This window comes from Roseococcus sp. GW821-FHT12F05 (assembly GCF_058806835.1).
In genome coordinates this window covers 1-20,795 of the sequence record NZ_JBXAQB010000011.1, presented here as the reverse complement: position 1 = coordinate 20,795, position 20,795 = coordinate 1, and the positions used below count along the sequence as shown (strand labels likewise).

23 protein-coding genes and 1 tRNA gene are annotated in these 20,795 nt (G+C 71.1%); 12 read left to right on the top strand and 12 right to left on the bottom strand.

The genetic code is table 11. From position 1 onward, the window contains the following. Window positions 1–23 precede the first annotated feature (23 nt). Window positions 24–1,067 carry a DUF3500 domain-containing protein gene (locus AC1ROY_RS22925; protein WP_493151217.1) on the top strand — a complete coding sequence of 348 codons (1,044 nt, stop codon included), beginning with the start codon at window positions 24–26 and terminating at the stop codon, window positions 1,065–1,067. 29 nt (window positions 1,068–1,096) lie between these two features. Here AC1ROY_RS22925 and AC1ROY_RS22920 read toward each other — a convergent pair whose 3' ends face one another. Continuing rightward, window positions 1,097–1,447, bottom strand: a complete 351-nt coding sequence (locus AC1ROY_RS22920; RefSeq protein ID WP_493151216.1) for a type II toxin-antitoxin system Phd/YefM family antitoxin — start codon at window positions 1,445–1,447, stop codon at window positions 1,097–1,099. Between the two features lie 146 nt (window positions 1,448–1,593). On the opposite strand from AC1ROY_RS22920, the gene AC1ROY_RS22915 reads away from it, so the two are divergent. The 7 genes from AC1ROY_RS22915 to mnhG all read left to right on the top strand — a co-directional run bounded on the left by AC1ROY_RS22915 (window position 1,594) and on the right by mnhG (window position 8,085). After that, window positions 1,594–2,055, top strand: coding sequence for a PTS sugar transporter subunit IIA (locus AC1ROY_RS22915; protein ID WP_493151215.1), 462 nt, complete (start codon window positions 1,594–1,596; stop codon window positions 2,053–2,055). A gap of 98 nt (window positions 2,056–2,153) precedes the next feature. Then, complete coding sequence (locus AC1ROY_RS22910; protein WP_493151214.1) at window positions 2,154–5,030, top strand: monovalent cation/H+ antiporter subunit A; 2,877 nt, start codon at window positions 2,154–2,156, stop codon at window positions 5,028–5,030. Beyond that, entirely contained in the window at window positions 5,030–5,371 is a 342-nt protein-coding gene (locus AC1ROY_RS22905; protein WP_493151213.1) for a Na+/H+ antiporter subunit C, read from the top strand. Before AC1ROY_RS22910 ends, AC1ROY_RS22905 begins: the two co-directional genes overlap by 1 nt. Further along, window positions 5,368–6,972: a monovalent cation/H+ antiporter subunit D gene (locus AC1ROY_RS22900; RefSeq protein WP_493151212.1), complete on the top strand. Its 1,605-nt coding sequence runs from the start codon at window positions 5,368–5,370 to the stop codon at window positions 6,970–6,972. Before AC1ROY_RS22905 ends, AC1ROY_RS22900 begins: the two co-directional genes overlap by 4 nt. Then, a complete protein-coding gene (locus AC1ROY_RS22895) occupies window positions 6,969–7,454 on the top strand; it encodes a Na+/H+ antiporter subunit E (protein WP_493151211.1) in 486 nt (161 codons plus the stop codon). The genes AC1ROY_RS22900 and AC1ROY_RS22895 overlap by 4 nt, the downstream gene beginning before the upstream one ends. Further along, the gene (locus AC1ROY_RS22890; RefSeq protein WP_493151210.1) at window positions 7,451–7,732 is read left to right on the top strand and encodes a K+/H+ antiporter subunit F; all 282 of its coding nucleotides are present in this window, start codon (window positions 7,451–7,453) and stop codon (window positions 7,730–7,732) included. Before AC1ROY_RS22895 ends, AC1ROY_RS22890 begins: the two co-directional genes overlap by 4 nt. Continuing rightward, complete coding sequence (mnhG, locus tag AC1ROY_RS22885; RefSeq protein WP_493151209.1) at window positions 7,729–8,085, top strand: monovalent cation/H(+) antiporter subunit G; 357 nt, start codon at window positions 7,729–7,731, stop codon at window positions 8,083–8,085. The genes AC1ROY_RS22890 and mnhG overlap by 4 nt, the downstream gene beginning before the upstream one ends. Window positions 8,086–8,121: 36 nt before the next feature. Here mnhG and AC1ROY_RS22880 read toward each other — a convergent pair whose 3' ends face one another. The 5 genes from AC1ROY_RS22880 to AC1ROY_RS22860 form a co-directional block, all read right to left on the bottom strand. Continuing rightward, window positions 8,122–9,135: a Bug family tripartite tricarboxylate transporter substrate binding protein gene (locus AC1ROY_RS22880; RefSeq protein WP_493151208.1), complete on the bottom strand. Its 1,014-nt coding sequence runs from the start codon at window positions 9,133–9,135 to the stop codon at window positions 8,122–8,124. 131 nt (window positions 9,136–9,266) lie between these two features. Further along, entirely contained in the window at window positions 9,267–10,055 is a 789-nt protein-coding gene (locus tag AC1ROY_RS22875) for an ABC transporter ATP-binding protein (RefSeq protein WP_493151207.1), read from the bottom strand. Next, the gene (locus AC1ROY_RS22870; protein WP_493151206.1) at window positions 10,052–10,825 is read right to left on the bottom strand and encodes an ABC transporter permease; all 774 of its coding nucleotides are present in this window, start codon (window positions 10,823–10,825) and stop codon (window positions 10,052–10,054) included. The genes AC1ROY_RS22875 and AC1ROY_RS22870 overlap by 4 nt, the downstream gene beginning before the upstream one ends. After that, complete coding sequence (locus AC1ROY_RS22865; protein WP_493151205.1) at window positions 10,822–11,775, bottom strand: ABC transporter substrate-binding protein; 954 nt, start codon at window positions 11,773–11,775, stop codon at window positions 10,822–10,824. Before AC1ROY_RS22865 ends, AC1ROY_RS22870 begins: the two co-directional genes overlap by 4 nt. A 157-nt stretch (window positions 11,776–11,932) precedes the next feature. Continuing rightward, on the bottom strand, window positions 11,933–12,493 hold the full coding sequence (locus AC1ROY_RS22860) for a cytochrome b (RefSeq protein WP_493151204.1): 561 nt from the start codon (window positions 12,491–12,493) through the stop codon (window positions 11,933–11,935). 153 nt (window positions 12,494–12,646) lie between these two features. Between AC1ROY_RS22860 and AC1ROY_RS22855 the strand changes: the two genes are divergently transcribed. Together AC1ROY_RS22855 and AC1ROY_RS22850 are read left to right on the top strand one after the other, a co-directional pair. Further along, a complete protein-coding gene (locus AC1ROY_RS22855; RefSeq protein ID WP_493151203.1) occupies window positions 12,647–13,288 on the top strand; it encodes a DUF4189 domain-containing protein in 642 nt (213 codons plus the stop codon). 362 nt (window positions 13,289–13,650) lie between these two features. Continuing rightward, window positions 13,651–14,706, top strand: a complete 1,056-nt coding sequence (locus AC1ROY_RS22850; protein WP_493151202.1) for an LLM class flavin-dependent oxidoreductase — start codon at window positions 13,651–13,653, stop codon at window positions 14,704–14,706. Window positions 14,707–14,815: 109 nt separating this feature from the next. Here AC1ROY_RS22850 and AC1ROY_RS22845 read toward each other — a convergent pair whose 3' ends face one another. The 4 genes from AC1ROY_RS22845 to AC1ROY_RS22830 all read right to left on the bottom strand — a co-directional run bounded on the left by AC1ROY_RS22845 (window position 14,816) and on the right by AC1ROY_RS22830 (window position 17,655). Beyond that, on the bottom strand, window positions 14,816–15,790 hold the full coding sequence (locus AC1ROY_RS22845) for a Bug family tripartite tricarboxylate transporter substrate binding protein (RefSeq protein ID WP_493151201.1): 975 nt from the start codon (window positions 15,788–15,790) through the stop codon (window positions 14,816–14,818). Window positions 15,791–15,855: 65 nt separating this feature from the next. Next, on the bottom strand, window positions 15,856–16,062 hold the full coding sequence (locus tag AC1ROY_RS22840) for a hypervirulence associated TUDOR domain-containing protein (RefSeq protein WP_493151200.1): 207 nt from the start codon (window positions 16,060–16,062) through the stop codon (window positions 15,856–15,858). Window positions 16,063–16,072: 10 nt separating this feature from the next. Beyond that, entirely contained in the window at window positions 16,073–16,663 is a 591-nt protein-coding gene (locus AC1ROY_RS22835) for a UdgX family uracil-DNA binding protein (protein ID WP_493151199.1), read from the bottom strand. Between the two features lie 14 nt (window positions 16,664–16,677). After that, window positions 16,678–17,655, bottom strand: coding sequence for a Bug family tripartite tricarboxylate transporter substrate binding protein (locus AC1ROY_RS22830; protein ID WP_493151198.1), 978 nt, complete (start codon window positions 17,653–17,655; stop codon window positions 16,678–16,680). A gap of 320 nt (window positions 17,656–17,975) precedes the next feature. On the opposite strand from AC1ROY_RS22830, the gene AC1ROY_RS22825 reads away from it, so the two are divergent. After that, window positions 17,976–18,365 (top strand): DoxX family protein, encoded by a 390-nt coding sequence (locus AC1ROY_RS22825; RefSeq protein WP_493151197.1) that lies wholly within the window; start codon window positions 17,976–17,978, stop codon window positions 18,363–18,365. Here the strand turns inward: AC1ROY_RS22825 and AC1ROY_RS22820 are convergent. Together AC1ROY_RS22820 and AC1ROY_RS22815 are read right to left on the bottom strand one after the other, a co-directional pair. Further along, entirely contained in the window at window positions 18,353–19,039 is a 687-nt protein-coding gene (locus AC1ROY_RS22820; protein WP_493151196.1) for an NrsF family protein, read from the bottom strand. The two genes, AC1ROY_RS22825 and AC1ROY_RS22820, sit on opposite strands and share 13 nt — an antisense overlap. Continuing rightward, window positions 19,036–19,596, bottom strand: coding sequence for a sigma-70 family RNA polymerase sigma factor (locus AC1ROY_RS22815; protein WP_493151195.1), 561 nt, complete (start codon window positions 19,594–19,596; stop codon window positions 19,036–19,038). Before AC1ROY_RS22815 ends, AC1ROY_RS22820 begins: the two co-directional genes overlap by 4 nt. Window positions 19,597–19,893: 297 nt before the next feature. Between AC1ROY_RS22815 and AC1ROY_RS22810 the strand changes: the two genes are divergently transcribed. Beyond that, window positions 19,894–19,984, top strand: a tRNA-Ser gene (locus AC1ROY_RS22810). Window positions 19,985–20,795: the final 811 nt, after the last annotated feature.

Sequence of the window (20,795 nt, the reverse complement as noted above, 5' to 3'; positions counted from 1 at the left end):
TTCGGATTCCGGGGAGAACACGCATGCGCCTTCCAGCCCTCCAGCGACGCCACCTGCTGACGGCGGCCCTGCCGTCGGCCCCGCCGCTGGCCGCCTCGCCGCCCGCCGCGGCGACCTCCGCGGCGCCGATGCGCCGTGCCGCCCTGGCCCTGCAGGAGGGTGTCGGCGCGGAACGCCGCGCCCAGCTCTGCCTTCCCTTCGACAGTCCGGAGCGGCATCGCTGGTCCTATCTGCCGGGCCGCCGTCGCGCGGGGCTGATGATCGGCACGATGCCGGAGGCCGAGCAGGCCGTGGTCTTCGCCCTCCTCGCGGTCGCGCTGAGCGAGCGGGGCTATGCCAAGGCCGCGGGCGTATTACGCCTGGCCGATGTCCTGCGCCGGACGCGGAGCTTCGGCGGCGAAGGCTCGGGCATCTACGCCGTCGCACTCTTCGGCGACCCCGCGGCGGCGGGCCCCTGGGGCTTCCGCTTCGAGGGGCATCACCTCTCGCTCAACTACACGCTGATCGGCGAGGCGCTCGTCTCCGCCACGCCGCATTGCGTCTGCGCCGATCCGATGTGGGTGCAGGGCGGCCCCGATGACGGCCTCGCGCCGCTCGACCGCGAGGACTACATGGGGCGGGCGCTCGCCCTCAGCCTGGATGCCGGGCAGCTGGCCCGGGCGAGGCGGTCGGGCCGCGTGCCGACCAACATTCTCGCCGGCCCCGGCGAATCGCCTCCCGAGCCGGAAGGGATCGCCTATGCGCAGCTCACGGACGATGCGCAGACGCACCTGATCCTGGGCCTGGCCGAGACCTACCTGTCGAACCTGCCTTCGTCCTACGCGCGCCAGGCCATGTCCCGGCTCCGCGGCGGCGCACGCGACGCCCTGCATTTCACCTGGGCGGGCGGCCTCGAGAATTCGGACGAGCACTATTACCGCCTGCGTGGCCCATCCCTGCTGATCGAGTATAGCACCCGCCACCGGGCCGATCACGTGCACACCGTCTGGCGCGAGCCGGGTCAGGATTTCGGCCGCGCCGCGCTGGAGCAGGCTGGGCTCGGCCCGTTGCCGCCGGTCGGGGCCTGAGGTTGTAAAGTGTTTCGGGCCTTCCGCGATCAAGCGGGAGGCTGCGATCCGGATGAAGGCGCCGTCGTGGCGCGCTTTCCGGCCCGCGCCGCCCCGGAAGGAGCGGCCTCCGCAGTGCCGGCGGCGCCCTCGTCCCTGGGCCGCTCGCGCGCTCCACCGGCATCGGCCTGCGCGACGGAGCGAAGCAGGCGCTCGGCGTTGCGAGGGCTTCGCAGCAGATGGATCGTCTCCGTCATCCCCTCGTGCTCCTCCACCGAGAGGATCACCACATCGCCTCGGCCTTCAGGACGCGTCACCAGCAGGGGGACGCGGCTGCTCACCGTGGCGACGAGATGACGGGCCGGGTTCTGGCGCAGGCCGGTGACCGTGACAGAGGCCATGGGTGCGGCTCCCATAACATGTACGGGATCATGTACGTATTTCCGCAGAGAATGGCAGGCCGCCGCTCCGTCCCATCCCCCGCCGGTGGCATGAACTGCGCGTTAGGTTTAAGAACTTACCCAGCGCATTCCATTCGGAGGAATCCATGGCCATCGCAGACCTGTTCTCCGCGGCAGATGGCATCCTGACCCTCTCGCCCTCGGGCAAGAAGGACCTGCTCGACATGCTGGCGGCCGAGGTGTCCGCCCGGCTCGGCCAGCCCAAGGAGAAGGTTCTCGACGCCATCCTGGCCCGCGAGAAGCTGGGCTCGACCGCCCTGGGCCGCGGCGTGGCGCTTCCGCACGCCCGGGTGGACTGGCTGGACACGCCCGTCGCGATCCTCGCCCGCCTGACCCGCCCCATCGACTTGGAAGCGCGCGACGGCGAGCCGGTGGACCTCGTCTTCCTGGTCCTCTGGCCCGAATCCGCCTCGGAAGGGTTTCTGCCGGCCCTGTCGAGCATCTGCCGCGTCCTGCGCGACAACCAGCTGCCCCGGCAGCTCCGCCAGGCGCGATCCGCCGCCGAGGCGTTGCAGACACTTCAGGCGGCAGACCGCCCCCCTATCTGATCCGGCCGCTATAAGGTCCGATGCCGCCCGGCGCCCCCCTCGGCCGAATCCTGGCCGACGGGGCGCCGCACCCGAACCTGACGGAGAGCCCGGCAAGGATGCCAGACACCCTCTACCTCATCGCCGCGGTCCTGCTTCCCTTTCTCGGTGCCCTGGTCGCGACGATGCTGCCCCAGAGCGCCCGGCTGGAGGCCTGGCTGGCCGGGGCCGTGGCGCTGCTGACGCTGGTGATGGTGATCCTGGCCTATTCGTCCACGGCGGCCGGACGGATTCCGCGCTTCGAGATCCCCTGGGTGCCGGAGCTCGGCCTGTCCTTCGTCCTGCGGATGGACGGCTTCGCCGCCGCCTTCGCCATGATGGTCTCGGGCATCGGCTTCCTGATCGTGCTCTACGCCCGCTACTACATGTCACCGGACGATCCGATCCCGCGCTTCTTCGCCTTCCTGCTCGCCTTCATGGGCTCGATGATGGGGCTGGTGCTCTCGGGCAACCTGATCCAGCTGGTCTTCTTCTGGGAGCTGACCAGCCTCTTCTCCTTCCTGCTGATCGGCTACTGGCAGAACAACGCCGCGGCCCGCGACGGCGCGCGCATGGCGCTGACCGTCACCGCGGGCGGCGGCCTCGCCCTCTTCGCGGGCATGCTGGTGCTGGGCCACATCGTCGGCAGCTACGACCTCGACGCCGTGCTGGGCGCGGGCGACGCGATCCGCGAGCATCCGCTCTACCTGGTGGCGCTGGTCCTGATCCTGCTGGGCGCCATGACGAAGAGCGCGCAGTTCCCCTTCCACTTCTGGCTGCCGCACGCCATGGCGGCGCCGACCCCGGTCTCGGCCTACCTGCACTCGGCAACGCTGGTGAAGGCCGGCATCTTCCTCATGGCGCGGCTCTGGCCGGTCATGGCCGGGACGGATGCCTGGTTCTGGATCCTCTGCCCGGTCGGCCTGATCACCCTGCTGCTGGGTGCCTATGTTGCCATCTTCCAGCATGACCTGAAGGCGCTGCTGGCCTATTCGACCATCAGCCATCTGGGCCTGATCACGCTGCTGCTGAGCCTGAACAGCGACCTCGCCATGGTGGCCGCCGTCTTCCACACGATGAACCACGCGACCTTCAAGGCCTCGCTCTTCATGGCGGCGGGGATCATCGACCACGAGACGGGCACGCGCGACATCCGGCGGCTCTCGGGCCTCAACCAGTCGATGCCCTTCACCGCGCGCCTTGCGCTGGTGGCGGCCGCCGCCATGGCAGGCGTGCCGCTGCTCAACGGCTTCATCTCCAAGGAGATGTTCTTCACCGAGGCGCTCACCGCGACGACCATGCCGGTCATGGTGCAGGTCATCCTGCCCGCCGCGGCGACCATCGCGAGCATCTTCGCCGTCACCTATTCGCTGCGCTTCATCCACGGCGCCTTCTTCGGCCCCGAGACGGACGACCTGCCGAAGCACCCGCACGAGCCGCCGCAGTTCATGCGCGTGCCCGTCGAGGTCCTGGTCTTCACCTGCATGGTCGTCGGCATCCTGCCGGCCGCGACCATCGGCCCGCTGCTCGACATCGCGGTCCGGTCGATCCTCGGCGACGCCACGCCGGAGTACAGCCTCGCGGTCTGGCACGGCTTCAACCTGCCGCTCGCGATGAGCCTCGTCGCACTGGCCGGCGGCGTCGCGCTCTACCGCCTGCTGTTCCGGCACCTGAACGCCGGCATCGACGGCACCCCGCTACTGAGCGGCCTGGACGGCCGCCGCGTCTTCGACCAGGTGATGGTCTTCCTCTCCTGGCGCTTCGCCCGCGCGCTCGAGCGGTGGATGGCCACCGACCGGCTGCAGATGCAGCTGCGCCTCATGGTCTGCGTCGCCTTTCTCGCCGCCGCCCTGGCGCTGCTGCCGCATGGCCTGAGGGCGGGCGAGGTGAGGCTCACCCCCGTCGATCCCGTGGTCGCGCTGATGTGGCTGGTCGGCGGCGCCTGCGCCGTCGCCGCGGCCTACCAGGCCAAGTACCACCGGCTCGCCGCGGTGGTCCTGCTGGGCGGCACCGGGCTGATCACCTGCCTCACCTTCGTCTGGTTCTCCGCGCCCGACCTCGCGCTCACCCAGCTGCTGGTCGAGATCGTGACCGGCGTGCTGCTGCTGCTCGGCCTGCGCTGGCTGCCGCGGCGGATCGAGGCCGCGAGCTCCGGCGAGCTGCTGGCCCGGCTGCGCCGGCTGCGCGACTTCGTCATCGCCGTCGCCGCCGGCGCCGGGCTCACGGCGGTCTCCTACGCCACCATGACCCGCGCCTCGCCCGAGGGCATCTCCCGCCATTTCCTGGAGCGCGCCTATACCGAGGGCGGTGGCACCAACGTGGTGAACGTGATCCTCGTGGACTTCCGCGGCTTCGACACGCTGGGCGAGATCACCGTGCTCGGCGTCGTGGCGCTGACGGTCTTCGCCCTGCTGCGCCGCTTCCGCCCCGCCCCGGAGAGCGTCGGCGTGCCCGACCAGCAGCAGGGCGAGGCGCGCGACTGGCTGCTGATCCCGGCCGTGACCATGCGCCTGCTCTTCCCGGTCATCCTCGCGGTCGCGATCTACCTGCTGCTGCGCGGGCACGACCAGCCCGGCGGCGGCTTCGCGGCCGGGCTCATGCTCGCGATCGGCATCCTGCTGCAGTACATGGCCGGCGGGACACGCTGGGTGGAGGACCATCTGCGCGTGCTGCCGCTGCGCTGGATGGGGATCGGGCTGCTGCTCTCCGCCGGCACGGGGGCCGCGGCGATCGCCTTCGGCAAGCCCTTCCTGACCTCCTACTTCGCCTATGCGGATCTTGGCGTGCTCGGGAAGCTGCCGCTGGCGAGCGCGGTCATCTTCGACCTCGGCGTCTTCGCCTTGGTCTTCGGGGCAACGGTGCTGATGCTCATCGCGCTCGCGCACCAGTCCGTGCGCAGCCAGCGCGCGGCGCCGCCCCTGCCGCCCGAGACCCTCGCCCGGGTGGGAGAAGACTGATGGAACTCATCCTGGCGCTCGCCATCGGCATCCTGGGCGGCTCGGGCGTGTGGCTGCTCATGCGGCCCCGCACCTTCCAGCTCATCATCGGGCTCTCGCTGCTTTCCTACGCGGTGAACCTCTTCATCTTCAGCATGGGCCGCTTCCCGATCGGCGCGCCGCCCATCCTGGAGCCGGGCACCTCGGGCGATCCCGCCGTCTTCGCCGATCCGCTGCCGCAATCGCTGGTGCTGACGGCGATCGTGATCGGCTTCGCCACCACGGCGCTGTTCCTGGTCGTCATGCTGGCAGCCCGCGGCCTGACCGGCGGCGACCATGTGGACGGGAGGCCGCCACGATGACCGGCTGGCCGCAGCACCTCATGATCCTGCCCATCGCGCTGCCGCTGATCGTCGGCGCGATCATGGTCGCGCTGGACGAGCACCGGTCGCGGCTGAAGGCGGCGATGGGCATCGCCTCCATCCTCGCCATGCTCGGCGTCGCCGTGATCCTTGCGCTCAAAGCGCATGCGGGCGGCACGGCGATCGGCGTCTACCGCCTGGGCAACTGGCCGGCGAGCTTCGGCATCGTCCTGATGCTGGACCGGCTCTCCGCCCTGCTGCTGGTCCTGACCTCGCTGCTGGGCCTCGCCGCGCTGCTCTACGCCCTGCCGCGCTGGCAGCGGATGGGCGCACATTTCCACGCGCTGCTGCAGTTCCAGCTGATGGGGCTGAACGGCGCCTTTCTGACCGGCGACCTCTTCAACCTCTTCGTCTTCTTCGAGGTGCTGCTGGCCGCCTCCTACGGGCTCGCGCTGCACGGCTCGGGCGTGGCGCGGGTGAAGGCGGGGCTGCACTACATCTCGATCAACCTGGCGGCGTCGCTGCTCTTCCTGATCGGCGTCAGCATGATCTATGGCGTGGCCGGCACGCTGAACATGGCCGACCTCGCCGCCCGCATCCCCGCCATGCCCGCCGCGAACCGGCCGCTGCTGGAGGCGGGCGCGGCCATCCTCGGCATCGCCTTCCTCGCCAAGGCCGCGATGTGGCCGCTCGGCTTCTGGCTGATGCCGACCTACGCGGCCGCCAGCCCGCCCTCGGCCGCGATCTTCTCCATGATGAGCAAGGTCGGCATCTACGCCGTGCTGCGGCTCGTGCTGCTGCTCTTCGGGCCGGAGACCGGCGCCTCCGCCGGCTTCGGCGGGACCTGGCTGATGGCGGGCGGCATCGCGACCATCGTCTTCGGCGCGGTCAGCGTGCTCGCCACGCAGGACCTGCCGCGGCTGGCCGGCGGCAGCGTGCTCATCTCCTCCGGCACGCTGCTCGCGGCCATCGGTGCGGGACAGGTCGCCGTGACAGGCGGGGCGCTCTTCTACCTCGCGAGCTCGGCGCTCGCGATCGGCGCCTTCTTCCTGCTGATCGAGCTGCTGGAGCGGGGCCGCGAGGTGGGCGCCGACGTCCTGGCCGTGACGCTCGAGGCCTTCGGCGACGGCGAGGAGGAGGACGAGGACGACGACGCGACCGGCGTCCCGATCCCCGCGACCATGGCGGTGCTGGGCGCCTGCTTCCTCTGCTGCGCGCTGCTGCTGGCGGGGCTGCCGCCGCTCTCGGGCTTCATCGCGAAGTTCGCGATGCTGAGCGGCATCCTCAACCCGGCGGGGCTGGCCGAGGGCCCGGCCCTGGTCCCGCTCGGCGGCTGGGCCCTGCTGACCGTGCTGATCCTCTCCGGCTTCGCGACCGTCGTCGCGATGGCCCGCGCCGGCATCCGCAACATCTGGGCCACCTCGGACCGCGCGGTGCCGCGGGTCGGCGCCGTCGAGATCGCGCCGGTGCTGCTGCTGCTCTTCGCCTGCATCGCCATGACCGCGGCGGCGGGGCCGGTGATGCGCTATATGCAGGCGGCCGCGGTCTCCCTGCACACGCCGCAGGACTATGTGCGCCAGATCGTGGAGCGCGGGCGATGAGGCGGGTGCTGCCCCACCCCTTCGTCTCGGGGAGCCTCTTCCTCCTGTGGCTGCTGCTCAACCGGACGGTCGCGCCGGGGCCGGCCCTGGTCGGCCTGGCCGCCGCGCTGCTCGGCGGCTGGGCGCTGGCGCTGCTCGACCCCGGCCGGCCCAGGCTGCGGCGCCCGGGCGTCGCGCTGCGGCTGGCCGGGGTGGTGCTGGTGGACATCGCCCGCTCCAACCTCGCCGTGGCGCGCATCATCCTGGAGCGGCGCCGGGACCGGCAGGCGGGCTTCATCCGGATCCCCCTCGCCCTGCGCGAGCCCCAGGCCCTGGCCGTGCTGGCCTGCATCCTGACCGCGACGCCGGGCTCCGCCTGGGTGGAGTTCGACGCCGAGGAGGGCTGGCTCCTGCTCCATGTGCTCGACCTCGGCGACGAGGCGGAGTGGGTGCGCTTGGTCCGGGACCGCTACGAGCAGCCGCTGATGGAGATCTTCGCATGACCGTGACCCTGCTGAGCTGGTCGCTCCTCCTGGCGCAGCTCATGCTCGGCGCCGCGATGCTCTGCGCGGCTTGGCGCGTGCTGCGCGGGCCGCGCGCGCAGGACCGGGTGGTCGGGCTCGACACGCTCTACGTGAACGCGATGCTGCTGCTGGTGACCTTCGGCATCCGCGCCGGCACGGCGGTCTATTTCGAGGCGGCGCTGGTGATCGCGCTGCTCGGCTTCGTCAGCACGGCGGCGCTGGCCAAGTTCCTCATGCGCGGCGAGGTGATCGAATGATGACGCAGGCGGCCGAGCTTCCCTGGTTCGCGGCGGTGCCGGTGGCGCTGCTGCTGCTGGCCGGCGCGGGCCTCACGCTGGTCGGCTCGCTCGGCCTGCTGCGGCTGCGGAGCTTCTACGGGCGGCTGCATGCGCCGACCCTCGGCACCTCCTACGGCATGGGCTGCATCCTCGTGGCCTCGATGATCTTCTTCACGGTGCTGCAGACGCGGCTCGTCGTCCACGAGGTCGTGATCGGCATCTTCGTGGTCCTGACCACACCGGTGACGCTGATGCTCGTCGCCAGGGCGTCCCTGCACCGGGACCGGCTGGAGAAGAGGGGGGAGATCCCCGCCAGCGCGCGGCCGGAATGAAGCGGGCGCCGCCCGCGGCAGGGCCCGTCCCCGGCGCTACTGCCGCGGCAGGCCGGCGGTCTCCACCACGGTGATCCAGCGCTCTGCATCCGCCGCGATGCGCGCGCGGAGCGCCTCCGGCCCGCGCTCCTCCGGCGCCGGCGCAATGGCGGCCAGCTCTCCCAGGCGCCGGCGCAGCTCGGCATCCCCCAGCGCCGCCTCGATCGAGATGGCGAGCCGGTCGACGATGGGCGGCGGCGTGTCCCGCGGCGCGGCGATGGCGTTCCAGACCACCAGGTCGAAGGCGGGCACGCCCGCCTCCGCGAAGGTCGGCACGTCCGGGATCTGCGGCACGCGCTGCGCGCCGCTGACTGCGAGCGCCACGGCGGTGCGGCCGCGATGCGCGGGGATCATCGTCACCGTCTGGTCGATCACGGCATCCACGACGCCGGCCGCGAGGTCGTTCATCGCCGGCCCCGCGCCGCGATAGGAGACGAGGGTCGCCCTCAGCCCCGTGAGCTGGAGCAGCAGCGCCGGGGCGAGATGGCTGGTCGTGCCGAGGCCGGCGGTGCCGAAGGTCGCGCCCTCCCGCCGCTCCCGGATGCGGTCGAGCAGGCCCTTCAGGTCGGTCACCCCGCCGCGCGGGCTGGTCGCGAGCACCATCGGCACATGCGCCGTCAGGCCGATGGGCGCGAGATCGCGCCGGGGGTCGTAGCCGGCGGTCGGGTTCAGCGCGACGAAGGCGGCCAGGATGCCCATGTTGCCGAAGACGAGAGTGTGGCCGTCGGGATCGGCGCGGGCGAGGCGCTGCATGCCGATGAGCCCGCCCGCGCCGCTGACGTTCTCCACCACCACGCTCCGCCCGAGCGACGGCCCCATCGCCTGCGCGAAGAAGCGGGCGAGCGCGTCGAGCGTCCCGCCCGGCGCGGATGGAACGATCAGCGTGACCGTGCGCTGCGGCTGCCAGGCCGTCCCCTGCGCATGGAGGCGCAGGGCCGGGGCCGAGATGGCCGTGAGGGCGAGGAGCGCGCGCCTGTGCAGGCGCCACCGTTGTGGCGGTCGATACGTCACGGCCGGTTCCTCCCGATCGGGCCTCAGGCCCGTTGATTCCTTATAGTTATCGATATCATGCGCCTTCGCCGGCCGGATGCAACCAATTCCAGGCGGTCACGCCTGGACCGGCCATCGGAACGGGCGACGGGTCAGCCCAATGCGGCCTTGCGGACCTCTTCCCGGATCTCGCCCATCAGCTGCGCCTTGAGCGCCGCGAATTCGGGCGTGGTCTTCATCGTCCAGTCGCGCGGATAGGCCAGCGGCACGGTCACGTCGGCCTTGATGCGCCCCGGCCGCGCCGACATGACGATGACGCGGTTCGCGAGGAAGATCGCCTCGTCGATGTCGTGGGTGACGAAGAGCACGGTCTTCCGATCCGCCTCCCAGATCTCCAGCAGCAGCTCCTGCATCAGCTCGCGCGTCTGGTGGTCGAGCGCGCCGAAGGGCTCGTCGAGCAGCAGGATCTCGGGGTCGTTCGCCAGCGCGCGGGCCAGCGCGCAGCGCTGCTGCATGCCGCCCGAGAGCTGCCGCGGCCAATGGTTCTCGAAGCCCTTGAGGCCGGTGCGGCCGATGAAGCGCGCGGCGATGGCCTGCTGCTCGGCCTCGGGCAGGCCGCGCTCCGCCAGGCCGAAGCGGATGTTCTGCTCCACCGTCAGCCAGGGGAACAGCGTGTAGGACTGGAACACCATGCCGCGGTCCGGGCCGGGGCCGGTCACCTCGGCGCCGTCCAGCGTCACGCCGCCCGCCGTCGGCTGGTCGAGCCCCGCGACGATGCGCAGCAGCGTCGACTTGCCGCAGCCGGAGGGACCGAGGATGGCGACGAACTCGCCGGGCGCGGCGGAGAGGTCCGTCGGCTGCAGCGCGAGGGTCGGCCCGGCCTTCCCGCGGCCGGGAAAGGAGCGCGTGACCCCGGCGACGCGAAGGATCTTGCGGCTCACAGGACGGCCCAGGGGAAGAGCGCCCGGTTCAGTGCCTTGAACAGGAAGTCCGTGATGAGCCCGATCAGCCCGATCACCACGATGCCGAAGATCATCTGCCCCGTGTCGAGCAGCCGCTGGCTGTCCATGATCATGTGGCCGATGCCCGAGGTCGCGCCGATGAGCTCGGCGACGATCACATAGGTCCAGGCCCAGCCGAGCACGAGGCGCAGCGTCTCCATCACCTGCGGCGCGGCGGAAGGGATGATCACGCGGCGCACGATCCCGCGCGACCGCGCGCCGAGGGTATAGGCCGCCTCTACCAGGTCCATTCGCGTGGCGCCGGCGATCAGCGCAACCATGATGACGATCTGGAAGAAGGAGCCGATGAAGATGACGGACAGCTTTTGCGCCTCCCCCACCCCGGCCCAGAGGATCAGCAGCGGGATGAAGGCGGAGGCCGGCAGGTAGCGGGCGAAGGAGACGAAGGGCTCGAAGAAGGCCTCGACGGGCTTGAAGGCGCCCATCATCAGCCCCAGCGGCACGCCGATCGCCGCCGCGATCAGGAAGCCGCCCACCACGCGCCAGATGGTGATGGCGATGTCGCCCGCGAAGCCAAACTCCGTCAGCAGCGACCAGCCGGCCACCAGCGTCTTGCCCGGCGAGGCCAGGAAGAGCGGCGGCACCCAGCCGGAATAGGTCGCCGCCGCCCAGATCGCGATGAACACGGCGAAGAAGCCGGCGCCCAGCAGGATCCGGGCGCCGGCGGAGACGGGGACGAGAGGCTTCACCCGAGGAAGGACGTGTTCAGCAGCGGGCCCAGGTTCACGTCCTGCCGCACCACGCCGGTCTCGCGCTGCACGAGATGCGCCTTCTGCATGAACTGCGGGAGGCCGTCGGCGACGTAGGCCTTGTTCATCGCCTGGTCCTGCCATTCGATGAACTGCGCGCTGGCCTTGAACTGCTCGCCGGTCTGGTTGATGCGGCGGCCCATGATCTCGAAGGAGCGGTCGGGCTCGCTCTTGATCATCGCCAGCGCGTCGTACCAGGACTTCACGATGCGCCTGACAGCCTCCGGATTGGCCTGGATGAAGGCGGGCTGGAAGGCGAGGGTGTCGACCACGCAGGGGTGGTCGAGCGTGGTCGCCAGGATCTTGCCCTTGTCGGCGCCCATGGCCCGCACCTGGGAGAGATAGGGCTCGTAGGTCGAGCAGCCGTCGAACTGCCCGGCCACGAAAGCCTGGGCAGCCGGCTGCGGGGCGAGCGTCGCGGCGGTCACGTCGCGGATGGACATCCCGTTCTCGCGCAGCATGTAGGCCAGCACGAAATAGGGCGTGGTGCCCGCGCCATCCACGGCGATGGTCTTGCCCTTGATGTCCGCCCAGGAATTGATCGCCGGCCGCACCGCCACGCCGTCGCCGCCGCGCGAGCGGTCGAGCACCAGCACCTGCTGCAGCGGCGCCGCGCTGGCCCAGAGGATCATGGTGTCGACTGTCGTCACGACGCAGTTCAGCGACCCGCCGACGAGGGCGAGGTTGCGCTCGCGCTGCGGGACGAACTTCGTCTCCACCTCGATCCCGTTGGCGCGGAACAGGCCGGCCTGCTCGGCCAGGGTCAGCGGCGCGAAGCCGGTCCAGCCGGACATGCCGATGGTGATCTTGGGCAGGCTCTGCGCGCGCAGGGCGGCGGGCGCGGCGAGAAGCCCCGTGCTGGCGGCGCTGAGGAAGAGGCGGCGGTCCATCTGTGTCGCTCCGGTAACGGGATGTTCACAGACTATCCAAGCGGCGCCCCGGGGCAAAGCGCGACGAAGGCGCCCGGCCGGTCGATGCCGCCCGGAATGCCGCGCCCGGCGGCAGCGGCGCCGCGCCATGCGCGCCCCACGGGCAGGCAACCCGACCTCAACCGCCCGGCAGCATCCGCCGCAGCAGCCCGTCGCGCAGCACCAGCACGTGCCGGAGCACGACCGCCAGATGCGCCGCCAGCGCAAATCCCAGCAGGATCGCCGTGGCCACGTGGACGATCCGCGCCGCCCCGCCCAGCGCCTCCCACCGGCCGATCGGGTTGGGCAGCGCCACCGCCCCGGCGAACTCGATGCCGTAGCCGGCCGCCATGGTGAAGACGAAGCCGCTCACCGGCATCAGGAACATCGAGAGGTAGAGCAGCTGTTCCGCGCGGTGCACCAAGCGCTTCTCCGCCTCGGTCAGGGTCGGCGCCCAGTCCGGCAGCGTGCCGGCCCGCCGGACCCAGATCCGCCCCACCGCCACCAGCAGCGCCACGAGGCCGAGGGTCTTGTGCCAGTTGTACCAGTCGTCGCGCCGCAGGCCGATCACGACCCCGCCCTCGTCCATCCGCACCATCAGCAGGGCGGAGAGGAGCTGGAAGGCGAAGATCGCGACCGTCGCCCAGTGGAAGGCCTTGGTCAGCCCGCCATAGGCCAGGGGCGTGTTCAGCAGGGGCATGACGCGAGGCTGCCTCGCCAGACCCCGCGAGAGGAAGCGGATTCGCTGCCAGGCCCGCACGACAGACGCGACACATGGCGCAGCGCAGTGCGATCAGCCGGCGACCCGGCTCCCCCAAAAGACCCTCACCGAAGCCCAGCCGGAGAGACCGAAATGCGCCGCATCCTGCTCACCGCCGTCCTGCTCCTCTCCGCCGCCCCGGCCTTCGCCGCGCCGCCGGCCTTCGACCGCCAGGCCGCCGCCGCGCAATCCTGCCGCGACGCCTGCCGCACCCAGGCCTCGCGCTCCGGCGCCGCCCCGGCCGCGGCCCAGGCCTGCTTCATCCGCTGCGGCGGCGGCACCACCGCCGTCATGGCCCGCCAGGAGGTCCGTCCGCAGCCGCAGCAGTTCACCGGCGTCGGCCGGCCGGTGCAGGCGGTGGCGATGGCCCAGGGCACCTACGGCGTCATCTTCGCCGCCCGCTCGCCCTCGGGCGCCTACGGCATGGTCATCGGCGAGGGCGACCGCCTCGCCGCCCATCGCACCGCCGAGCAGCGCTGCGCCGCCGGCGGTCCCGGCTGCCGCGTGATCGCCGAGTTCACCCAGGCCTGCGGCGCGGTGGCCCAGGGCGTGCGGCGGGCGCAGGGCGCGCTCTTCATGACCTCCGACCCGAACACCTACACGGTCACCTCGGTCAGCGGCGGCGCGGGCGCCAGCCAGGCCGCCGCCGAGGCCGATGCGGTCGCCGAGTGCCGCTCCAAGGACCCGCAGGGCACCTGCCGCGTCGTCGCCGCCCGGTGCGGCGACCGCATCTGAGCCGGCGCAGCGGCCGCCCGGCGCCGGGGAGCCCGCCATGGCGCTGCCGTTGAAGGTCGCCCTCCTCGCGGCGGCGCTGGCCGCCATGACCGCCTCCCCGAGTTGCCGCCCCGCCTGCTGCCGCGGCTTTCCCGGACCCTGCTTCACCTGCTGAGGCGGCCGGCCCCGGCCCGATCGCCTCCTCACCCGCGCCTTGCCCGGCCGCATCCTTGCCCCCTCCGCCGCCGCGAGACCAATAGGCTCTGCCTTTCGCGCCGATCGGTCCTGATAATGATGGGTGCGGGAAAGGGTTCCCGCCTCCGCCGAATGGTGGTTCCCTGACGGCTGGCGCGCAGGCGCAACGATCCCAGGGAACCGCTTCCATGACCAACTTCCCTCCCCGTTTCGGCATCTGGGCCCTGGTCCATGGCAGCCGCGCCGCGCGCCAGGATCCCGAGGAGCCCTTCGACTCCTCCTGGGAGCGCAACAGGAACCTGATCCTCGAGGCCGAGCGGCTGGGCTTCGACAGCACACTGGTCGCGCAGCACACCTTCAACCCGCACAACCCCGCGCTGGGCGAGCTGGAGGCCTGGACCGGCTCGGCGGCGCTGGCCGCGCTGACCAGCCGGATCGAGATCATCGCGGCCATCAAGCCGCTGCTCTACAACCCGGTCGTCCTCGCCAAGATGGCGCTGCAGATCGAGGAGATCAGCGGCGGGCGCTTCGCCATCAACCTGGTGAACGCCTGGAACAAGGCCGAGATGGACAAGTCCGGCCTGCCCTTCCCCGAGCACGACGCGCGCTACACGCTGGGCGACGAGTGGCTCTCCGTGGTCGAGCCGCTGATGCGCGGCGAACGGGTCGACCACCAGGGCGAGCATTTCCAGGTCCAGGGCGCGCAGATCGTGCCGAAGGCGGCGACGCGCTCACGGCCGCGCATCTACATCGGCGGCGAGTCGGAGCCGGCCCGGGCGCTGGCGGCGGCGCAGGGCGACGTCTGGTTCATCAACGGCCAGCCGATCGAGGACGTGAAGGCGCTGATCGCCGACCTCGCGCGGCGCCCGCGCAGGGACCAGCCGCTGCGCTACGGGCTGTCCGCCTTCGTGATCGCGCGCAAGACGGAAGCCGAGGCCGAGGCGGCCTATGAACGGCTGGCCATGCTGGCCGAGCTCGACAAGCCGCAGCTCGCGAAGATGGCGGTCCACACCGACAAGGCCGTGGTGATGAAGCAGACCATGGCGAAGTCCGCGCGCGTCGGCACGAACGGCGGCACCGCGGCGGGGCTGGTCGGCACCTACGACCAGGTGGCCGAGCGCCTGAAGCGCTTCCACGAGGCCGGCATCGAGACCTTCATGCTGCAGTTCCAGCCCTTCGAGGCCGAGATGCGCCGCTTCGCCGAGGAGGTGATGCCGCGGGTGAACCGGGCGAAGGCAGCTTGAAGCCATGGCAGGGTGGAGCCTGAGCGGGCTCCCGTCCGGACCCGCGGGCTGCGCCCTTCAGAGGTCGCAGCCCATGGTGGCCCGGAACGGAGTTCCGCTTCGCTGACGCTCACTCCAGCGTGATGTTCGCGCTGCGGATGACATTGCCCAGCTGCTCGATCTCGCGCTTCGCCAGCGCGTCGAGCTCGGGGATGGTCATCGGCACCACCTGCGCGCCGCCCTCCTCCGCGCGGCGGCGGACGCCGGGATCCTGGGCCAGCTTGCGCAGCTCGCCGTTCAGCCGCTCGAGGATGGGCTGCGGCACGCCCATCGGCGCGAAGAAGGCGAACCAGGCGTCGATGGTGAAGCTCGGCAGCCCAGCCTCGGCCGTGGTGGGCACGTTGGGCAGGCCCGGGCTGCGCCGCGCGCTCGCCATCGCCAGCGCCTTCACCTGGCCGCCCTGGATGAGGCCGATCGCCGAGGAAGGCGTGGTGATGAAGATTTCGACGCGGCCGCCCGCCACGTCCTGCAGGGCCGGCGCCGCACCGCGATAGGGCACGTGCACCATCTGCGCGCCGATCTGGCGCGCCAGCACCTCGCCGGCGATGTGCTGGATCGAGCCGTTGCCGGAGGAGGCGAAGTTCACCTTGCCGGGATTGGCGCGGGCATAGGCGATGAACTCCTGCAGGGTGTTGGCCGGCAGGTTCGGCGCGCCGACGATCACGTGCGGCGCCATGGTCCCCATGCCGACCGGCTGCAGGTCGCGCACCGGGTCCCAGGTGAGGTTGCGCATCATCGCGGGGTTGCCGGCGTGGTAGCCGGAATACTGCATGAGCAGCGTGTAGCCGTCGGGCGCAGCGCGCACCGCGGCCTGGATCGCGATATTGCCGTTGGCGCCGGGGCGGTTGTCGATGACGACGGGCTGGCCAAGGGCCTGGGTCAGCCCCTCGACGAAGAGCCGCGCCGCGAAGTCGCTGCCGCCGCCCGGGGGATTCGGGACGAGGATGGTGATGGAGCGCGTCGGCCACGTCTGCGCGCGGGCGACGGCCGGAAGGGCCAGGGCCGGCGCTGATAGCAGCAGGCGGCGGGGGATGCGGAGCGTCATGTCGTGTCCTCGGCGTGATTCGTTGGCGCGCAGTCTCGCCATAAGGCGCGCGAGGACAAGACAGGTCAGCGCTTCTTCAGCTCGGCGGGCTTGTGCGCGGCCTCGGCACCGGTCCTGTCGCTCTTCACGAGGAATTGCGGCGTCTCGGGCGTCGGCCTGGCGACGTGGCCCTTGATGCGGGTCTCGCGGGTGAGCTTGCGCACGACCTTGCCGGAGGTCTCGCCCTGCGGTGTGTCCCAGCGAACGGCATCGCCGGCCTTCGGCTCTTTCATTGCGGGGCCTCTAGTTCACGAGTTGGCGGATGCGCTTCAGATCCGCGAGGAAGGCCGCATAGGCCTCGCGCCTCCCCTCCGCATCCGGGATGCGCAGCAGCATGGAGGGATGCACGGTGATGTAGCCGCGGCGCTCGCCGAAGCGTGCCTCGCCGCGCGCCTTCATGACCGGGATCGGCTTTCCGGCCAAGGCGAGCGCGGCGGTGGCGCCCAGGGCTACGACGAGGCCCGGATTCACGAAATCGAGCTCGAGGTTCAGCCACCAGCGGTAATGCGCGACCTCACCCATGGAGGGCTTGGCATGGATGCGGCGCCTGCCGCGCAGCTCGAACTTGAAGTGCTTCACGGCATTGGTGATGTAGGTCCGCTTCTCGTCGATGCCGGCTTCGCGCATGGCCTGCCGCAGGAGCTGCCCCGCCGGGCCGACGAAGGGGCGGCCCTGGAGATCCTCCTGGTCGCCCGGCTGCTCGCCGACAAAGGCGATGGCCGCGCCGATGGGCCCCTCGCCCAGCACCGCCCGGGTCGCGCCGGGCACGAGCGGCGGCGATTCCGCGATCAGGCGGTTGAGCTCCTCCAGGCTGTGCGGCGCGGTCCGGTCCATGCCCGCATAACGCTTCAATCGAGCCTGACGTTGGCGCTCCGGACGATCTGCTCCCAGCGCGTGTTCTCATGCGCGAGGAAGGCGGGGAGTTCCGGCCGCGGCGTGCGGAACGGCGCCGCGGCCACCGTGGCGAGTCGCTCCGCGAAGCTCGGATCCGTCACCGCCGCATCCACCGCCGCGGCGAGGCGCGCGGTGATCTCCGGCGGCGGGCTGCCGGTCGCGACCATCATGAACCAGGAGGGGATGTCGAAATCGGTGATGCCGAACTCGCCGAAGGTGGGGGTGTCGGGCAGCAGGCTCGTGCGCTCGGGCAGGCCCACCGCGAAGGCCTTGAGCGAGCCCGCGCGCACCAGCGGCAGGCAGTTGGGCACGAGATCCACCATGAGCTGGATCTCGCCCGCGACCAGCGCCGTCACCGCCGGGCCGGCGCCGCGATAGGGCACGTGCACCATGTCGCCGCCGGCGATCTGCGCGAAGATATGGGTGGCCAGGTGCATGCCGCTGCCCATGCCGGAGGAGCCGTAGTTCACCTTGCCGGGATTGGCGCGGGCATAGGCGATGAGCTCGGTGACGTTGCGCGCGGGGACGTGCGGATTCACCGACAGCACATAGGCGACGGAGGCGATGGTGCCGAGCGGCGTGAAGTCGCGGTCCGGGTCGTAGTTGAGGCGGTTGTAGAGGTATTTGTTGAAGACCTGGGTCGCCTGGGTGCCCTGGAAGAGCGTGTAGCCGTCGCCGGGCTGGCGGGCGCAGTACTCGGCGGCGATGAGGCCGCCGGCGCCGCCGCGGTTCTCCACGACAACGGGCTGGCCGAGGAAGTTGCCGATCCGCTCGGCCATGAGGCGGCCGAGGAGATCGGAGGCGCCGCCCGGCGGGAAGGGAATCACGAGGCGCAGGGGGCGGGACGGCCAGGCCTGGGCGCGCAGGACCGAAGGGTTGAGCAACGGGGCCGCGGCCAGACCGGCAAGGGCCGCACGACGGGAGAGCGTCATGTCACATTCCTGATAAGGACCTCGGCATTTCAGCGCGGGCAAGACGCGTCGCCAAGGGCGAAGACGGGGGCGCGGGGAGCGCCGGTCCATGAGCTGGGCGGCGATGCGGCAGGTTCGGCGCGGACGGCGCTTTCGCAGGCAGCCGGTGGCGGGCTGCGATTATGTTAACATAGATCACATTGGCATTTAAGTTTACATTGTAAATATAGGCCAGGGAGCATCCCGACATACTGTTCTTCGCCTTCCTCGCCCTCGTCACCGGTCTTGCCTCCCTGGCCGGCCGCCTCGGCGTCCCTGGCCTCGCGGACGGGCCAAGCCGCATGCGCTGGGGCATGGCGGCCGCCCCGCTCTGCTTCGGGACGGACCAACTGCTGATGCCCACGCGCTACCTGTCTATGCTGCCGGAGGCCCTGCCCGGCCCGGGCGCCATCATCCTCTTCACCGGACTCTGCGAGATCCTCGGCGCGCAGGGCCTGCTCATCCCGCGGCTGCTGCACCTCGCGGGGATCCTGCTCGCGACCTATTTCGTCTGCGTCTTCCCCGCGAATATCCGCAACGCGCTGCAGGGGCTGAGCGTCGACGGGCTGCCAGGGGCCGGCTGGTACTACTGGGTCCGGCTCGCCTTCCAGCTTCTCGCCGTCTGGTGGGCGCTGCGGGCGGCCGAGGTCATCCCCGCCGCGGGCCCTGCCCGCCGGCCTCAGCCTGCCTGAGAGGGATCGACGTGATCGGCCCGCCGCATGAGCCGCGGGCCGACCAGCGCGCCCACCGCCGTCACGGCCAGCACCGCGATCCCGTGCCAGACCAGCACCATGATCGTCACTCTCAGCTCGTGCACCAGGGTCAGGCCGATGCTCGCGAAGGCCGCCGCCGAGAGCCCGCCGAGCGCCGCGACCGGCACCGGCCGCAGCAGCGCCGCATGCCGGGTCAGCCACATGATGCCTAGCGCCATCGGCAGGCCGAGGCCGAGGATGAAGAAGAGGCAGGGCAGGCTCACGCCCAGCCGCAGCCCGGCCCAGCCCATCCGCGCGACGTCGGATGCGCAGCCCCAACCCATCGTCGCGAGCCAGGCCGCCACCGCCGGCAGCGGCAGCAGCGCCCAGCGCCGGTCGCGGTCCGGCAAGGCGAGCTGGAAGGCCGCGAAGCCGGAGAGCAGCGCCACGCAGCCCGCCGTCAGGATGTGCAGCAGATCCACGCGACCCATGGCGTCGCGCAGCAGGTCGTGCCGCATGCCCAGCACCCAGAGCGCCAGCAGGATCACGCCGAAGCAGAAGCCGGTCCACAGCCCCAGCAGCACCAGCGGCGAGGGCAGCCGGCGCACCGGCCGAAGCCCGCAGGCAAGGCGCGAGACCAGCTCTTCCGTCGGCTCAGGGGGCGGCTGCGTCATGGCTCGCCTCCGAGCTTGCGCCGCAGCGACTGCACGGCACGGTGCGTCGCGACCTTCAGGGCCCCGATCGACATGCGCGAGCGCTCGCTGGCCTCGGCCAGCGATAGCGCCTCGATCTTGGTGAGCTGCAGCGCCGTGCGCTGGGATTCGGGCAGCTCCTTCACCGCGCCGCGCAGGTCGGCCGAGAGCAGGCGCGCCTCGGCGTCGCCCGCCACGCCCACATGCTCGGCCGCGTCGAGATCCGCCTCGCGGCCGCGCCGCCGCGCGAGGGCGCGCAGCCGGTCCAGGGCGCGCCGGTCGGCGATGGCGGCGATCCAGGGGCGGAAGGGGCGCGCGGGATCATAGGTGTGGCGCACGCGGTGCAGCGTGAGCAGCGTGTCCTGCACGGCATCCTCTACTTCGGCCGGCTCGCGCAGGCGCTGGCGGCAGATGGCGCGCAACAGGGGCAGGCACTCGCGCAGCAGCGTCTCATAGGCACGCGAATCGCCGCCCTGGGCGGCCTGCATGAGACCCGCCCAGCGGGCGTCGCGTGCCGGGCGATCGTCCGCATCGCTCACGCGGCGGAGCGCCAAATTCGGGAACGGGAGGGAAGCCAGCGACATCGCACATCCAGATAGGCCGCGCCGCAGCCAGGCGCGGGCGGATGGCATGCCCCGCCTGGGTGCCAGGATCGACGCGGGCCGGACATCTGCTCCCTCTACGATGGACCGGCTGCGAAAGTTACTCTGCGGCCGGGCGGTCCCACGATGTTCGCGCCGCAGGCCAGTCGCGTCCAGCGGCTTCGTGCAGGGGCGGATTTTCCGGCGACGGCGCTTGCCCCCGGGCGGCAGTGCCCCTATGGAAGCGGCCGCGCTGGATGGGTGGCCGAGTGGTCGATGGCGCGCGCCTGGAAAGTGCGTATAGGTCAAAAGCCTATCGTGGGTTCGAATCCCACCTCATCCGCCAGAGCCTCCCCCTAACAATCTGAATTCTCTTATATTTCGTCAGCGGCGGCGGCGTCGGTCCACAAATGGGTCCACAAGGCACATCATGGCCGGTCTTCCGCGGTTTCGTCCGGGAGTGAGCTTGTCCGTGCGAAAGCCTGAACCCGGGTGCAGAAATTGCCGTCACATATGCCGGGCGCCGCGGGATTTCCCGAAAAACGAATCAGCCTAATTTCAGGGAGATAGGGCGGCCGCGACGCCAGTTTCCCAATCAAAAATCGTCAACGTCTACTTGCGAGCCGGCCTGTCAGGCGCTCGACACCCGCCACGAACAGGTCGTCCAGAAGCACCATCTCGTCTTCCCACTCGGTGACCATTCGGTCGTAAGTCCGCCACCTCATCCATTTTGGCTTCTCGGAAGGAACATTTTCGGGCCCCGCATAGGCGCCCGCTGCCCTTGCTATCACCACCACTGCCGCAGCCCCTGCCGGACCGCTTTACTGGCCTCGGCCGCCTCCCGCACTATTTGCGGCCAGCCATTCCTCTTCCGTCTCACATGGCTTCGGCCCCACCAGCACCGGCCCGCGATAGCCCGTCCGCTCCTGGTGAGCCCGGATGGCGGTGGCCGTCACCTGTTCCAGGTGCTCATTGCCGTGGGCCCAAGCATCAGCTGGCAGCTCCACGAAGTAAGGCGGCGGCCCTGACCGCCCGCCCTCCATCTTGGCGAGCCGCTGGTCCAGCCTATGCGCCATGGCTCGCGCCCTCCGCGATGGAGCGCACCACGTCCTCGTTGAGATCGGCGAGGGACGGCCCGACATCCAATCCCGTCGTCT

Coding starts and splice junctions, on each gene's coding strand:
- AC1ROY_RS22840 (WP_493151200.1), bottom strand. CDS start 16,062: ATGAAAGAGCCGAAGGCCGGCGATGCCGTTCGCTGGGACACACCGCAG.
- mnhG (WP_493151209.1), top strand. CDS start 7,729: ATGATGACGCAGGCGGCCGAGCTTCCCTGGTTCGCGGCGGTGCCGGTG.
- AC1ROY_RS22890 (WP_493151210.1), top strand. CDS start 7,451: ATGACCGTGACCCTGCTGAGCTGGTCGCTCCTCCTGGCGCAGCTCATG.
- AC1ROY_RS22825 (WP_493151197.1), top strand. CDS start 17,976: ATGCGCTGGGGCATGGCGGCCGCCCCGCTCTGCTTCGGGACGGACCAA.
- AC1ROY_RS22860 (WP_493151204.1), bottom strand. CDS start 12,493: ATGCCCCTGCTGAACACGCCCCTGGCCTATGGCGGGCTGACCAAGGCC.
- AC1ROY_RS22925 (WP_493151217.1), top strand. CDS start 24: ATGCGCCTTCCAGCCCTCCAGCGACGCCACCTGCTGACGGCGGCCCTG.
- AC1ROY_RS22895 (WP_493151211.1), top strand. CDS start 6,969: ATGAGGCGGGTGCTGCCCCACCCCTTCGTCTCGGGGAGCCTCTTCCTC.
- AC1ROY_RS22855 (WP_493151203.1), top strand. CDS start 12,647: ATGCGCCGCATCCTGCTCACCGCCGTCCTGCTCCTCTCCGCCGCCCCG.
- AC1ROY_RS22915 (WP_493151215.1), top strand. CDS start 1,594: ATGGCCATCGCAGACCTGTTCTCCGCGGCAGATGGCATCCTGACCCTC.
- AC1ROY_RS22820 (WP_493151196.1), bottom strand. CDS start 19,039: ATGACGCAGCCGCCCCCTGAGCCGACGGAAGAGCTGGTCTCGCGCCTT.
- AC1ROY_RS22830 (WP_493151198.1), bottom strand. CDS start 17,655: ATGACGCTCTCCCGTCGTGCGGCCCTTGCCGGTCTGGCCGCGGCCCCG.
- AC1ROY_RS22865 (WP_493151205.1), bottom strand. CDS start 11,775: ATGGACCGCCGCCTCTTCCTCAGCGCCGCCAGCACGGGGCTTCTCGCC.
- AC1ROY_RS22845 (WP_493151201.1), bottom strand. CDS start 15,790: ATGACGCTCCGCATCCCCCGCCGCCTGCTGCTATCAGCGCCGGCCCTG.
- AC1ROY_RS22900 (WP_493151212.1), top strand. CDS start 5,368: ATGACCGGCTGGCCGCAGCACCTCATGATCCTGCCCATCGCGCTGCCG.
- AC1ROY_RS22905 (WP_493151213.1), top strand. CDS start 5,030: ATGGAACTCATCCTGGCGCTCGCCATCGGCATCCTGGGCGGCTCGGGC.
- AC1ROY_RS22920 (WP_493151216.1), bottom strand. CDS start 1,447: ATGGCCTCTGTCACGGTCACCGGCCTGCGCCAGAACCCGGCCCGTCAT.
- AC1ROY_RS22910 (WP_493151214.1), top strand. CDS start 2,154: ATGCCAGACACCCTCTACCTCATCGCCGCGGTCCTGCTTCCCTTTCTC.
- AC1ROY_RS22835 (WP_493151199.1), bottom strand. CDS start 16,663: ATGGACCGGACCGCGCCGCACAGCCTGGAGGAGCTCAACCGCCTGATC.
- AC1ROY_RS22850 (WP_493151202.1), top strand. CDS start 13,651: ATGACCAACTTCCCTCCCCGTTTCGGCATCTGGGCCCTGGTCCATGGC.